Genomic DNA, 14,287 nt, shown 5'->3' with positions numbered 1-14,287 from the left:
GTAATAAAACATCTAAAACAAAAAGGATTTACACTACAATCGGGTTTAAGAACATAAAAACAGTACAACTATTAATCAAATAGTAAATGAAAAAATACAATAACCTTACAGCAACCCTTGCCCTTGCCAAAGCGAGTTTCCGGTCAATTATGCGGAGCCCATCGGCAGTGGTATTTACGCTTGCTTTTCCTTTGATATTTATTTTAGTCTTCGGATTTTTAGGTGGCGGAGGAACACGCATCGATGTGGGCGTAGCACCGGGCTCTGATGTAAACAACCCGGTAATGGGCATGTTGGAAAAAACAGGAATGATCCGCCTGGTTAAAGATAAATCGAAAGCTGAGTTTGATAAACTGTTAGAAAAAGGCAATGTTGATGCCATGATTGATGTTCACAGAAAAGTCAATTCAGCTGCTTATTCGGTCAACGTAGTTTACACCTCCGCATCAAGAGATAAAGGCGGGATTTTAAAATCGGTTTTAAACAATATTTTTTACGATAAAACATTAAAACCGACAGTAGCAGAGATAAAAGAAAGCACCATTACTGGCCGCGAATATAAAACCATCGATTTTATACTTCCTGGGCAGTTAGGTTTCTCGCTATTAAGCACGGGTGTTTTCGGAACTGCATTCGTTTTTTTAAGTCTGCGCCAAACCCTGGTTATTAAACGCTTTTTTGCAACACCAGTAAGGCGTTCAAGCATTGTAATCGGCGAAGGTATTGCCCGCATTGGTTTTGCCTTAATTGGTGCGTTGTTTATCATTTTGATAGGTCATTTCTTTTTTGGCTTTACACTCGTCCATGGTGCGCTCACCGTCGTCAATATGCTCATACTGGCTACGCTTGGTGTGATTGTTTTTATGGGCTTTGGTTTTATCATTTCAGGCATTGCTAAAAACGAAAGTATGGTACCACCCATCTCGAACATCGTTACTTTACCACAGTTTTTACTATCAGGGACATTCTTTTCTATCGAGGCTTTTCCTAGCTGGTTACAGCCCATTAGTAGAGCATTACCCCTTACCTATTTAAACGATGCCATGCGCAAAGTGGCTTTTGAGGGCTTGGGCTTATGGGACGTTAAATTCCAGATCATGATCCTATTGCTTTGGGGCATTGGTATTTACGCTGTTGCGGTAAAAGTATTCAAATGGGAATAACTGAAAAAAGAAGGTTTTTAAATGGTAGCAAATCAGCTATCATTTTTTTTGGATAAAAATCTTTAATATCGGATAAGTGAATTTTTAAATCAAACCGATAGTTATTATATTTGGGTATGTGGAAATTCGATTTAAGCGATTTAGAAGAACTATTACCTCAAATAGACAGGTTGTACGAGAAAAAAGCCAGGTTAGAAACCTCAAGGCCACTGCCTAATAGCGCGCTACACCGTATCAAAGAAGACCTTACCTTAGAATGGACTTACAACTCCAATAGCATAGAAGGAAACACTTTAAGCCTCAAAGAAACCCAAATAGTTTTACAGGAAGGTATGACCGTTAAAGGGAAATCATTGAGAGAGCATTTTGAAGCCTATAACCACGCAAAAGCCATCGATTACCTCTATACCATAGTCAATAAGAACTACGCGCTTAGAAGCATCGATATTTTGTCGCTTCATGGCTTAGTGCTCAGGAGCATTGAAGATGATTATGCAGACCGGCTAAGAAACGGCGGTGTTCGTATTGTTGGTGCAAATTTTACACCGCCCAACGCTAACAACGTTTCTGATCTATTAGATGAATTAGTTGGCTTCGTTAATGATAATCCTTTAGGCTTAAATGACATTTTACTGTCTACTATTTTCCATCATAAATTGGTTTGGATTCATCCTTTTTTTGATGGAAATGGCCGTACGGTGAGGCTTGCCATGAATTTACTGCTCATGCGCAAAGGCTTCCCACCTGCCATTATCCTTAAAAACGACAGAAAGAAATACTACGAGGCACTTAACCAAGCCAACAAGGGTAATTACCATAAGCTTTGTTTGTTAATGCTGCAGGCTCTGGAGCGCTCGTTAAACATCTATATAAATGCATTGCCAGGAAACACCTACGGAGATTACGAACTAATATCGCATATTGTTTCAGAACCTGATGTTCCATATGGGCAGGAGTATGTGAGTTTGTTAGCGAGGCAGGGCAAAATAGATGCTTACAAAGAAGGTAGAGATTGGCTTACCACAAAATCGGCAGTTCAAAGCTATATCAAAACACGAAAAAGAAAACGTTAACCTTTTTTAACTTTTTACAGACTGATATTGATGTAATTTTACCGAAAAATATTTAATGAAAAGCTTGATTATCTTTTGCAGTATTTTATTGATTGCCAATACTTCAAAAGCACAGTTTAAATTCTTAGCTAATAACAGCTCTGACCAATACAAGGCCAAAATTTTTGTTGATAAATGCGAAGGTAATGCTTGTAGCGGAAAAGCTACAATTATTATTTACGATAAGGCCACAGATAGAGAAGTAGACACCTTCCATTCTGAAGATTTAGATTTTGGCCTAACTGAAACCCAGAATGCCAAACTTGGATGGCTCGATCTGGGCAAATACCAAACACCTTTAATTTTTAGCGATTTTAATTTTGATGGTTTTGAAGATATCGCCATAAGAAATGGCAATAATGGTGCTTATGCCAGTCCATCTTACAACATTTATTTATCATCAAAAGAAAATAAGTTTTTACTGAATAAAGAACTTACTAAACTGGCAAGCGAAAACCTGGGCATGTTCGATATTGATAAAAAAACAAAGCAGATTGCCATCCACCAAAAAGATGGATGCTGTTTTGACAAAACCATCAATTATAAATATGATACTAAAAATGTGCTTTACGAAGACTCATCGGTAATTGAAGATTCGAGTATTACAGATAATGTTACGGTGATTACGCAAAAACTTGTTGATGGAAAAATAAAAAGGACTGTGCAAAAATTTAAGATGAAAGATTATTACAATCAATAAGTCGAATTTTTAACCACAGGTACACACAGATAAGCACGGATTTCTGCGTTCGTTCCCTTTTTATTTTTTTCTGGTGGTAGCGCCTCGCTACGACATACCAATAAGTTTATTTTTTAGTGTCTTAGCAGGATGCTAAGACCAGATTGTGCGAAGTGCAACGCAGCCGAGAACCACAAAGTGTTCAGCGAAGCTAAATCTATCTGGAGAGCACTTTTAACTTAGATCTCTCCGCCATGTTCCGGTCGAGATGACGAACCTGTTATTAAAGACTTTTCTATTTAAAGTGCTGCTTTTACCAAAAATGGCAATATTTCTTTCTGGAAACTTACAAAGTTTTTACGAACGTCAGAATCACTAACTGAGGTAAATGCAAATGAAAATACTATGCTCTTACTGGCTTTTAGCAGAAAGGCTAATCCTTCTCTTCTGGCAGGGTTATTCTTAAAGTTATCCAATTGCAGGTAAGCGGCTAATAATAAAGCCTCAAGCTGATCTGACAAGTGTTTTAAGAATTCCTGTGAGTTTGCATTTTCGCGAACGAAATCCCACCCGATAAATTCGTTACAGGCCGTAAAAGATAAACGGCTGGTTTTCATTACCAATGCTTTTAAATGCTCTTCTTCTGATGCGTAGCTTAATTTATTATGCAGGATTTCGTGAAGATTCTGATCAAGGTAATCCATTAGGATACTATCCAGCACCTGTTCTTTACTTTCGAAATATTTGTAAATCGTTGCTTTGGCAATACGCGCCTTTTTAGCAATTTCGTTTACACTGGTTTTATGATAACCGTATTTTCTAAATAGTTCTTTGGCAGCCTTTTTTACTGTTTCTTTTATTTTTTCAGCTTCCATTTTAATTGCTTACGTGTAATAGTGTATTGCCCTGCAAAGAAATATTATATGCTTTTAAGCTTCTTTCTGCGGGGGCTTTTTGTGGGCTACCATCAAGCAGTGAAAATTTTGCGCCCGAACATGGATCGGTTGCGGTAAATCCACTGTCATCAGGCACTACTTTACAAATTTTTTCAGGATTTACGGTACTGCAACGATCAAATACGACATAACTGTTGGATGATATTCTCACAATAATTAAACCTCCAACACCCCGATCAGCAACTAGCATAACATTATCTTTTTGCTTAATGGAAAACTCTTGAAGTGTTACATTATAATTTACCGGCACATCAGGAATGTAACCTTCATCTTTGCCACAGCCTGTGGTAATTAAGAGTACAAACAATATGCTATATAAATACTTCATCATTAAATTAAAGCAGATTTAAATTGCTTCAAGAAACGTACATCGTTTTCAGAGAACAAACGCAGATCTTTAATTTCGTATTTCAGGTTGGTAATACGTTCTATTCCCATTCCAAATGCAAAACCGCTGTATTTTTTCGAATCGATACCACAATTTTCCAAAACATTGGGATCTACCATACCGCAGCCCAAAATCTCAACCCAACCACTGTATTTACAAAACTGGCAGCCTGCTCCTTTACAAATGGTACAAGAAATATCCATCTCTGCAGATGGCTCTGTAAAAGGAAAATATGATGGACGGAAACGCACTTTTGTACCTTCTCCGTATAATTCTTGAACGAAATAAAATAACGTTTGTTTTAAATCGGCAAATGAAACATTTTCATCAACATACAAACCTTCTACCTGATGGAAAAAGCAGTGTGCACGTGCAGAAATGGCTTCGTTACGGTAAACACGACCAGGCATGATTGCCCTGAATGGCGGTTGACCCTGCTCCATCATACGAACCTGTACAGAAGAAGTATGTGTACGCAGTGCAATATCGCCTTTTTCTCCACCTTTTTTTATGAAGAAAGTATCTTGCATGTCTCTTGCAGGATGCTCTTCAGGAAAATTCAGTGCTGAGAAGTTATGCCAATCATCTTCAATTTCAGGACCTTCTGCTACTGTAAAACCAAGTTTGGCAAAAATTTCTACAATTTCGCGGCGCACTAAAGCTAAAGGGTGGCGCGAGCCAATCTCGAAACCTTCACCTGGCAAAGTTAAATCTTGTTGTGCGTTTTCAGTTTTCACCTCGGCACTTTCTGTAGATTCTTTTAAGGTTAAGTATTTTGATTCGGCAAGTTGCTTAAACTCATTTAAAACTTTACCTAACGATCTTTTTTCTTCAACAGAAACAGATTTGAATTCGTCGAAAATCTCTTTGATTACGCCTTTACTTCCTAAATATTTGATGCGGAATTGCTCTAACTCGTCTGCTTTTTCAGTTACGAAAGCATTAATTTTATCGGTATATTGTGTTATTTTGTCCTGTAACATGGCTTCAAATATACGGCAAATTATCCAATAATTTTAGGGGTAAATGAGTTCAAATAATCTGTTTACAATACCATTATAAAAGAAAATGGACCCATAAACTATAAAAGCCGCTTAAGCGGCTTTTATAGTTATCGTAGATATATAGATTTTAAATTACACCCAATTCTTTCCCTACCTTAGTAAATGCAGCAATCGCTTTATCTAAGTGATGTTGCTCATGTCCGGCTGATAATTGTACACGGATTCTCGCTTTACCTTGAGGCACAACAGGATAAAAGAACCCGATTACATAAATACCTTCTTCTAACATTTTAGCAGCAAATTGTTGTGCAATTTTTGCATCGTACAACATTACCGGAACAATTGGATGGAAACCTGGTTTAATATCGAAACCAGCTGCAGTCATTTTTTCACGGAAATACTTCGTATTATTTTCTAATTTATCTCTTAACGAAGTGGTTTCACTTAACATATCTAATACTGCGATAGATGCGCCTGCAATTGCTGGCGCTAAGGTATTAGAGAACAAATAAGGACGTGAACGTTGACGCAACATATCAACGATTTCTTTTTTACCTGAAGTAAAACCGCCAGATGCACCACCTAAAGCTTTACCTAAAGTACCGGTGATGATATCAATACGGTCTATTACATTGAAGTGTTCGTGTGTTCCGCGGCCATTTTTACCGATAAAACCTGTACAGTGCGATTCATCGATCATAATCAAGGCCTCGTATTTATCGGCCAGATCTGCAATTTTATCCAGCGGAGCAACTGATCCGTCCATAGAGAAAGCACCATCGGTAACAATGATTCTATGTCTGCAATCTTTAGCAGCAATTAACTGTTTTTCCAGATCTTCCATATCTGCATTTTTATAACGGAAACGTTGTGCTTTACACAACCTAACACCGTCGATAATTGATGCGTGATTTAATTCATCAGAAATAATGGCATCTTCTGCATTAAATAATGGTTCAAAAACACCACCATTGGCATCAAATGCAGCAGCATACAAAATGGTATCTTCTGTACCTAAAAATTTAGAAATTTTAGCCTCCAATTCTTTATGTACATCTTGTGTGCCGCAGATAAAACGCACTGAAGACATTCCATAGCCATGATCGTCGATCGCTTTTTTAGCCGCTTCTATCACCTTTGGATGAGAAGAGAGCCCTAAATAATTATTTGCACAAAAGTTAACTACTTCAGCACCGCCACTTACCTTAATGTCGGCACCCTGAGGGGTAATAATAATTCTTTCGCGTTTAAATAATCCAGCGTTTTCGATTTCTTCAAGTTCTTTCTGAAGAACAGGTTGTAATGTTTTATACATGGCCTTTTTATATGGTTGATTTTACGCCCAAAGTTATAAAAAAAAGTCTTTACAGACCTAAAAAGGCAATTTTATACCTATATTTTGTAGACAAACGTTTGATCAATTAATTAATTACCACAAGATTTATTGATTTTAAGAAAATTAGTACTATTATTATTTCCCAAATCCGACAAAACCCAGATCCTATTGAATGGCGCTACTAATTATGGTCGCAAAAACTAATTACTACCAATATGAAATTTGATGAATTATACTGGCACGACTCAGTTATAAAGAGAGTCGAAATAGATAGAACTAAACCAGGAAAACAAGATACTATCACCTTTGAAATTGATTGGTACGACAGTGGAATAGGAAAACTTTTGTTTGAAGATGTTTATTGGATGCGCATTGATATGAATTTTGGGATAGTAGCGGATGATTGTATTGATGATGCATTTATATCTCTGGCGGAAGATGTCGATCTTATCAGATTTAAGGGAAAATGGCGTGGATTAATTGATACCGATTTATCCTGTTATGTGATTAAAACTTCATCCACGGGAAGTGAATTCAAAATTATTTCTAAGGGATACCGATTAGAATAGCTTTTAAATGAATGAAAACGACTTGTTATAGTAATCAGCTGTTATTATTTTTTCAATCTTAACAAACTTTAACACCCCCCTATATGTATAGTCTTAAAAGTTATTCGATATTTATAGCTTACTAATCTAATTTATGATAAGAATTTGCGCGCTCCTATTTTTTTGTGGCCTCACCAATTTTGTTTTTGCTCAACAATTTACGATCACGGGTATAGTTAAAGATACCAACGGGCAGCCTGTTCCTTTTGCCTCGGTTTATTTAAAAAACACCACTACCGGCACATCTGCAAATGTTGATGGGAGATATTCGATGAAGCTAAAAACGGGAGAATACACACTAAATTTTAGGGCTGTGGGCTACAAACAGCAGGAACATATCATCAACCTTACCGATGATATTTCGCTCAACGTAACCCTAACATCCGAAAGTTATACTTTAGAAAATGTAAACATCAGGGCAAATGCCGAGGATCCGGCTTATGCCATTATCCGCAAAACCATTAAACAGAGAAAAACACACCTAAATGAAGTTAAGGAGTTTAGTTGTAATGTTTACATTAAAGGTGTACAACGTTTAAGGGGTGCTCCTAAAAAGTTTTTCGGTCAGGATATCCAAAAAGTTTTAGAACTTGATACCAATCGAAAAGGCATCATTTATTTATCAGAATCGCAGAGTAAGTTTAATTTTAGAAGGCCTAATGATGTGCACGAAGAAATGATTTCATCAAAAGTTGCCGGAAGAAACAATGCTTTCAGTTTTAATAAAGCATCTGATCTCATCATTAATTTCTATGATAATTACCTGCTCGAAAACAAATTAAGCACCAGGGGCTTCATTTCGCCAATTGCAGACAATGCCCTGTTTTACTATAAATACAAGTTGCTTGGCGAAACCAAAGAGAATGGAGAACTGATCCACAAAATAGAGGTCATCCCCCGTCGTGAAAATGATCCTGTGTTTAGGGGAATTATATACATTATTGATGGCAGCTGGAGAATTTACAATACCGATGTTTATTTAACTAAAAAATCAGGCATCAACTTTATCGATACCTTAAACATCAGCCAACAATTTACCAAGGTTAAGGAGGTTTATATGCCTACCGCGATCAATTTTCAATTTGCGGGTAATGTGTTAGGCTTTAAAATTGCAGGCTATTTTGTTGGTATTTATAGCAATTACAATGTTGACCCTAAGTTTCCTAAAAACTTTTTCAATGGCGAAATATTGAAAATAACTGAAATGGTGAACAAAAAAGACTCTACCTACTGGACAAACAATAGGCCGATTCCTTTAACAGGTGATGAGAAGCTCAATTACGTTAAAAAAGATAGTATTGCTAAATTAAAGGAATCGAAAAAGTATCTCGATTCACTAGAAAAAGACAACAATAAGTTTGGCATCGGCAAATTGCTGTTAAGAGGACATAGTGTTAACGATCGCTATGATAAGGAATACTGGTCTTTCGATCCGGTACTTAAAGCCATATTTTACAACACTGTAGAAGGTTTTGCAGTAAAATATGGGGTTACGTACAGAAAGGATTTCGAGAATAGAAGATCTTATTCTATCCGGCCTGAACTGAGGTATGGTTTTGCCAACAAAAAACTTACCGGAAGTTTAACCGGAAGTTACTATTACAATCCACTTAAAAGGGCCAGTGTAGGTGCATCGTTCGGAAATGGCATTTTTGACCTAAACAATCTGGGCTCAATGACTGCATTAGGCAATACCATTAACTCATTGCTTTACGAAAAAAACTTCTCGAAATTTTACGAGAAAAGCTTCATTAACATTAATACAACCAGAGAACTGGCAACAGGATTACAGGGAAGTGCGAGTGTAGATTATAGCAGGAACAAAAATTTAATCAATAACTCTACATTTAAGTTTATCGATGCCAAGGATAGGGAATTTACGTCGAACAATCCTTTTAGTCCAACTGTAGAAACGCCACTTTTTCCTACGTACAATTCCCTAAGTGCAACTGTAAGTTTAACCTACACTATCGGCCAGAAATACATTACCCGTCCAGATGGCAAGTTTTATACCGAATCTCACTTTCCTAGAATTACGGTATTATATAAAAAAGGATTTAACAACGTTTTAAATAGCGATGTTGATTACGATTTTGTAAAAGCAGAAGTTTATCAGGATAGAATTAGCCTAGGGTTATTGGGCTATAGTTCATTTTTGGTTGGGGCAGGAAAGTTTCTTAATAATGCAAAGATGTACTATCCTGATTTCAAACATTTTTCAGGTAACATTTCTACCATCTTCCCTCCTAATATAAGAAAGTTTCAATATTTAGATTTTTATCAGTTTAGTACCAATCAGCAATACTTCGAAGCGCATTTAGAGCATAACTTTGCAGGCTTTTTCACAAATAAAGTGCCGTTACTGCGTAAAGCTAAATTGGAAGAGTTTATTGGGGGTGGCTATTTGTCTTCTCCAGAAAAAAGAAATTATAAAGAATTTTATTTCGGCTTCCAACGCCTGGTATTAAGGGCCAGTTATGGCTTTGCTTACGACGGTGCCCGCAAATTAACACAAGGATTTAGAATAGCTTACACCTTATAATAAGGTTTAAGGCGTAGGGTATAAGGCGTAAGGTATACTCAGCCAATTTTGGCTGTTTTCCTAAAAAGGGAAGATTCTGAAATCAGGAGTTAAAAACCTTCCACCTTACCTTCTACCTTCTACCTTTTTTTATTATCTTTGCCCCGCTTTAAACGCCGTTTGCAACGGTATCAACAGCGTTATGGAAAAATATCAGACATTACTTTACTATTGCTATAGTTACATAGCAGAGGCAGAACAATTTGCTGCCGATCACCTTAAATTTTGTAAATCATTAGGTTTAGTTGGCCGTATTATCGTTGCTGATGAAGGTTTAAACGGCACTGTTTCTGGTACGGTTGAGGCTTGCGACGCTTACATGAAAGCAGTACATGCCGATGAAAGGTTTGCAAAAACAGAGTTTAAAATAGATGATGTTGAGGAGCCCTCGTTCCTGAAAATGCACTGCCGTTATAAATCCGAAATTGTTCATTCTGGTTTAAGAGATACCTCGATCATTAATCCGAATGAAAAAACAGGCAAACATTTAGAGCCTGTAGATTTCATGAAAATGAAAGATGATGAGGATGTAATTATCCTGGATGTCCGCTCCAATTACGAGCACAATCTTGGTAAATTTAAAAATGCATTAACACTCGATATCGAGAATTTCCGCGATTTCCCTGAACAGATTAATCAACTTGCCCAATATAAAGACAAGAAAATATTAACCTATTGTACCGGAGGTATTAAATGCGAAAAAGCTTCTGCTTTGCTTTTACACCATGGCTTTAACGATGTTTACCAATTACATGGTGGCATTATTAAATATGGAAAAGAAGCGGGTGGAAAGGATTTTGAAGGTAAGTGTTATGTTTTCGACAACCGCATTGCTGTTGATGTAAATGCGGTAAACCCTACCATTGTTTCAGTTTGTTATAACTGTGGTAAAACTACCCCTAAAATGATTAACTGCGCCAATCCGGAATGTAATGAGCACATTACCCAATGCGATGAATGCGGTGATCAGCTTCAGGGCTGTTGCTCAGCGGAGTGCACTACCAATCCACGCAAGCGCCCTTACGATGGTACAGGCTATTATGTAAAGGTTCCGCAGCCGGTAGCAGTGAAGGCGTAACGAATTTAAAGTTACTAGAAACATAGCACTCTTCTCAAGAGAATTTTACATTTCAATAGATGAACAGAATGGCAAGAGGTTATTACAAGTTTGACAACCTCTTGAAACCGTGATAATAATAGTGTCGTCACCCTGAATTCATTTCAGGATCTATCTTGCAGGAAAGATGCTGAAATAAATTCAGCATGACGATCGCGTTCAGCAAAGGCTAAAAATTAATCACTTGTGAATAATTTTTAATAAATCGAGGTTATGATGTTTTTTCGCGCTTGATTCCTTAAACCATCAACCATCTATCGCCCTTATTAAACAATTTTTCATTTACTTTGTGTATTAATGGCTTTACCTATTAACCATTTTATGCTAAACCATTTCCGGCTCCTATTATTATTATTATCCTGCTTCGCAATAAATGCCCATGCATCAGAAATTAAAAGCATAGGCGTTCCATATATAGAAAATTATCCAAAATCGGTTTATTCTTCAGGAAACCAGAACTGGAGTATAGCAAAAGATAAAAATGGTGTGATGTACTTTGGCAATGCTGAAGGACTTTTAACTTTCGATGGCCGCTACTGGCAGAAATATCAGATGCCCAACAGGCAAATTGTTAGATCGGTCGCAACAGATGATAAAGGAAGAATTTATACCGGTAGCTTTGGTGAATTTGGCTTTTGGTCGATTAAAAGCAACAAGTTAACCTATAGCTCACTTACCAATCTTTTGCCAAAAGGAATAAAAATCAATGATGAAGTCTGGAAAATATATGTAGATCAGGATAGGGTAATCTTTCAATCCTTTTCGAAAATATTTCTCTATAAAAACAACAAAATCGAGGTTGTAAAATCGCCATCATCCTTTCTGTTTCTTCATAAGGTGAACAAAAGGTACTTAATTGAAGTACTGGAAAAAGGTTTGTTCGAGCTCATTGGCAACAAATTGGTCCACATCCCAAATAGTGAAAAACTTGGCAAAGAAGGAATTCTTTCTATCCTTCCTTACAAAACCACCGGCCTCATTATCGGCACCAGTAAAAACGGATTATTTACCTATGACGGAAAAGATTTTACGCCGCTAAACACATCAGCAAATAGCTATCTTAAAACCTACCAACTTAACAATGGAGTAAGTTTATTGGGTAAATATTTTGCTTACGGCACTATCCTTAATGGCCTGATCATTATTGACGAAAATGGAAGAGTTGTGCAGCGGATCAATAAATCGAGCGGTTTACAGAACAATACTGTTTTAAGCTTATACGCCGATAATGAACAAAATCTTTGGACAGGTCTTGACAATGGGATCGACCGCATAGAACTTAACTCTCCCTTATATTTTTATTTTGATAAAACAGGTCAGTTTGGTACTGTTTACTCCAGCATTATCTTTAATAATAAAATTTATCTTGGCACCAATCAGGGTTTATTTTATAGCGAGTGGTCGCCAGATAACCTACTGCCATTTAATTTTCGGTTAATCTCTAATTCGCAAGGGCAGGTATGGGAACTCACCATTATTGATAATGAGTTGATCTGTGGACACAATAGCGGCACATTTAAAGTAAACGGCGATAAAATCGATTGGTTATCGAGATCATCTGGTGGCTGGACAATTAAAAAGTTAAACTCAAATCCGAATTACCTTATTCAGGGTACTTATACCGGTCTTTCGCTTTTCACAGAATATCCTGCATCAGGATTAAAGTTTGTTACTAAAATTGCCGGATTTGATGCCCCATCCAGATATGTAGAACAGGATAATAAGGGGGATATTTGGGTAGCGCATGCTTATAAGGGGCTGTATAAATTAAGCTTAAGCCCTAACTACACGAGTGTAACCAGCACCAAATATTTTGATGAAAGGAACGGTCTGCCCGGAAATTACAACATTAATATATTTAACTTAGAAAACAAGATTGTCTTTTCTTCTGATGCAGGTTTTTATACTTACGATGAATTGAGCAATAAGTTTACAAAGTACGAAGCACTTAATAAAGAACTCGGTTCTTTCGAATCCTCCAATAAAATTATTAGCGCCGGTGGCAAAAAATATTGGTTTATTAATCACGGCAAAACAGCACTGGTTAACTTTAGCGAACCTGGTAAAGTAGAAATAGATTCGAATCAATTCAGTATTTTAGATGGCCGGATGGTGCAATATTATGAGAATATCAGCCGAATCAGTAATTCCATTTACCTGATCAGCGTTGATGATGGGTTCGTAATCTACAATCCTACGGCTCAACTGAGTTTGCAGAAACAAAAATTGCCTGCCGTACTGATCAGGCGTGTAGAAGATATTACCGATAAATTTTCGCTCATCAGTGAAGCTGGAAACGGTGAGGAAGCAACAGAGATCCAAAACAGCCGTAACAATATCCGCATTTCTTATGCATTGCCCTATTACAGACAGGCTAAGGTTAAATATCAGTTTTATTTAGAAGGATATTCTAAGGCCTGGTCTGATTGGAGTTATGCCACACAAAAAGATTTTACCAATTTAAGTGCTGGCAACTATATTTTTAAAGTTAGGGCAAAAATCGATGATACTTCAGTAAGCAGGGAAACCGTTTATTCATTTACTATTTTGCGTCCATGGTATCTAAATAATTGGGCCATTTTGTGTTATGTTGTTTTATTTGTGGTGGTGTTGATTCTGGGTAAGAAAATTTACGAAAGAAAACTACAGCGGGATAGCCAAAAAATCAGCGACCGCTTACAGGCCGAGCAAGAAGAGATCCTGAAACAGGAAACAGAGATCAACGAAAAGCAGATCATCAAGCTGCAAACAGAAAAATTACAGGCAGAACTCGCCTCGAAAAATAGAGAACTGGCCAACTCAGCCATGACCCTTGTTTATAAAAATGAACTGCTCCAAAAGCTGAGTGATGAGATCACCAAATTAAAGGATGAGAACGGGAAAAAACTCTCAGATGATCAAACACGCAAAATCCAGAAAGTAATTAATGATGGTATGAATGACGAGCGTGATTGGCATTTATTTGAGAATAGTTTTAATGAGGCACACGAAAGTTTCTTTAAAAAATTAAAGGCACAGCATCCCGATCTTGTTCCGAATGATTTGAAACTCTGCGCCTACCTCAGGATGAACATGAGTAGCAAAGAGATGTCATCACTGTTGAACATTAGTTTAAGGGGTGTAGAAATCAGAAGATATCGCTTACGCAAAAAGCTCGAAGTACCGCACGATAAAAACCTGACAGAGTTTTTAATGGAACTTTAATCTTGCAGCTAGAATCAAATTAGAGCGGTCAAAAATTGCTCGAACCAGTCTCGGGAACGTTTGCACAAAAAACGATTTTTGAGGCTTTTTCATGTTATCTCACTCAATCGGCACTACATCATTACCTCTCATAGCGAGC

Annotated in this window: 11 protein-coding genes; 7 read left to right on the top strand and 4 right to left on the bottom strand. The window is 37.1% G+C overall.

What is annotated here, in order from left to right; translation table 11 throughout:
• Window positions 1-86: 86 nt before the first annotated feature.
• The 3 genes from AC1DNH_RS16285 (at window position 87) to AC1DNH_RS16275 (ending at window position 2,975) form a co-directional block, all read left to right on the top strand.
• Window positions 87-1,163, top strand: a complete 1,077-nt coding sequence (locus tag AC1DNH_RS16285; protein ID WP_477583333.1) for an ABC transporter permease — start codon at window positions 87-89, stop codon at window positions 1,161-1,163.
• 116 nt (window positions 1,164-1,279) lie between these two features.
• Complete coding sequence (locus AC1DNH_RS16280) at window positions 1,280-2,236, top strand: Fic family protein (protein ID WP_477583334.1); 957 nt, start codon at window positions 1,280-1,282, stop codon at window positions 2,234-2,236.
• A 55-nt stretch (window positions 2,237-2,291) separates the two neighbouring features.
• Entirely contained in the window at window positions 2,292-2,975 is a 684-nt protein-coding gene (locus AC1DNH_RS16275) for an XAC2610-related protein (RefSeq protein WP_477607825.1), read from the top strand.
• Window positions 2,976-3,253: 278 nt separating this feature from the next.
• Here AC1DNH_RS16275 and AC1DNH_RS16270 read toward each other — a convergent pair whose 3' ends face one another.
• From AC1DNH_RS16270 to kbl, 4 genes are all read right to left on the bottom strand, one after another.
• Window positions 3,254-3,829 (bottom strand): TetR/AcrR family transcriptional regulator, encoded by a 576-nt coding sequence (locus tag AC1DNH_RS16270; RefSeq protein WP_029274048.1) that lies wholly within the window; start codon window positions 3,827-3,829, stop codon window positions 3,254-3,256.
• 1 nt (window position 3,830) lies between these two features.
• Entirely contained in the window at window positions 3,831-4,241 is a 411-nt protein-coding gene (locus AC1DNH_RS16265) for a Rieske (2Fe-2S) protein (protein ID WP_477607827.1), read from the bottom strand.
• On the bottom strand, window positions 4,241-5,281 hold the full coding sequence (pheS, locus tag AC1DNH_RS16260; RefSeq protein WP_215131298.1) for a phenylalanine--tRNA ligase subunit alpha: 1,041 nt from the start codon (window positions 5,279-5,281) through the stop codon (window positions 4,241-4,243). The genes AC1DNH_RS16265 and pheS overlap by 1 nt, the downstream gene beginning before the upstream one ends.
• 148 nt (window positions 5,282-5,429) lie before the next feature.
• Entirely contained in the window at window positions 5,430-6,617 is a 1,188-nt protein-coding gene (gene kbl / locus AC1DNH_RS16255) for a glycine C-acetyltransferase (protein ID WP_477585160.1), read from the bottom strand.
• 236 nt (window positions 6,618-6,853) lie between these two features.
• On the opposite strand from kbl, the gene AC1DNH_RS16250 reads away from it, so the two are divergent.
• The 4 genes from AC1DNH_RS16250 (at window position 6,854) to AC1DNH_RS16235 (ending at window position 14,148) form a co-directional block, all read left to right on the top strand.
• A complete protein-coding gene (locus AC1DNH_RS16250; RefSeq protein WP_477625519.1) occupies window positions 6,854-7,207 on the top strand; it encodes a hypothetical protein in 354 nt (117 codons plus the stop codon).
• 133 nt (window positions 7,208-7,340) lie between these two features.
• Window positions 7,341-9,788 (top strand): DUF5686 and carboxypeptidase regulatory-like domain-containing protein, encoded by a 2,448-nt coding sequence (locus AC1DNH_RS16245; protein WP_477607911.1) that lies wholly within the window; start codon window positions 7,341-7,343, stop codon window positions 9,786-9,788.
• Window positions 9,789-9,969: 181 nt separating this feature from the next.
• Window positions 9,970-10,905 (top strand): oxygen-dependent tRNA uridine(34) hydroxylase TrhO, encoded by a 936-nt coding sequence (gene trhO / locus AC1DNH_RS16240; protein WP_477580848.1) that lies wholly within the window; start codon window positions 9,970-9,972, stop codon window positions 10,903-10,905.
• A 360-nt stretch (window positions 10,906-11,265) separates the two neighbouring features.
• A complete protein-coding gene (locus AC1DNH_RS16235; protein ID WP_477580850.1) occupies window positions 11,266-14,148 on the top strand; it encodes a triple tyrosine motif-containing protein in 2,883 nt (960 codons plus the stop codon).
• Window positions 14,149-14,287: the final 139 nt, after the last annotated feature.

It is taken from the genome of Pedobacter sp. 01N310 (assembly GCF_056399805.1).
The sequence above is the reverse complement of the archived record's forward strand: the minus strand, read 5'-3'. Positions and strand labels throughout refer to the sequence as shown.

Bases quoted from the DNA above. Each gene is read 5' to 3' on its own strand.
- AC1DNH_RS16285 (WP_477583333.1), top strand. From the start codon at position 87: ATGAAAAAATACAATAACCTTACAGCAACCCTTGCCCTTGCCAAAGCG.
- AC1DNH_RS16280 (WP_477583334.1), top strand. From the start codon at position 1,280: ATGTGGAAATTCGATTTAAGCGATTTAGAAGAACTATTACCTCAAATA.
- AC1DNH_RS16275 (WP_477607825.1), top strand. From the start codon at position 2,292: ATGAAAAGCTTGATTATCTTTTGCAGTATTTTATTGATTGCCAATACT.
- AC1DNH_RS16270 (WP_029274048.1), bottom strand. From the start codon at position 3,829: ATGGAAGCTGAAAAAATAAAAGAAACAGTAAAAAAGGCTGCCAAAGAA.
- AC1DNH_RS16265 (WP_477607827.1), bottom strand. From the start codon at position 4,241: ATGATGAAGTATTTATATAGCATATTGTTTGTACTCTTAATTACCACA.
- pheS (WP_215131298.1), bottom strand. From the start codon at position 5,281: ATGTTACAGGACAAAATAACACAATATACCGATAAAATTAATGCTTTC.
- kbl (WP_477585160.1), bottom strand. From the start codon at position 6,617: ATGTATAAAACATTACAACCTGTTCTTCAGAAAGAACTTGAAGAAATC.
- AC1DNH_RS16250 (WP_477625519.1), top strand. From the start codon at position 6,854: ATGAAATTTGATGAATTATACTGGCACGACTCAGTTATAAAGAGAGTC.
- AC1DNH_RS16245 (WP_477607911.1), top strand. From the start codon at position 7,341: ATGATAAGAATTTGCGCGCTCCTATTTTTTTGTGGCCTCACCAATTTT.
- trhO (WP_477580848.1), top strand. From the start codon at position 9,970: ATGGAAAAATATCAGACATTACTTTACTATTGCTATAGTTACATAGCA.
- AC1DNH_RS16235 (WP_477580850.1), top strand. From the start codon at position 11,266: ATGCTAAACCATTTCCGGCTCCTATTATTATTATTATCCTGCTTCGCA.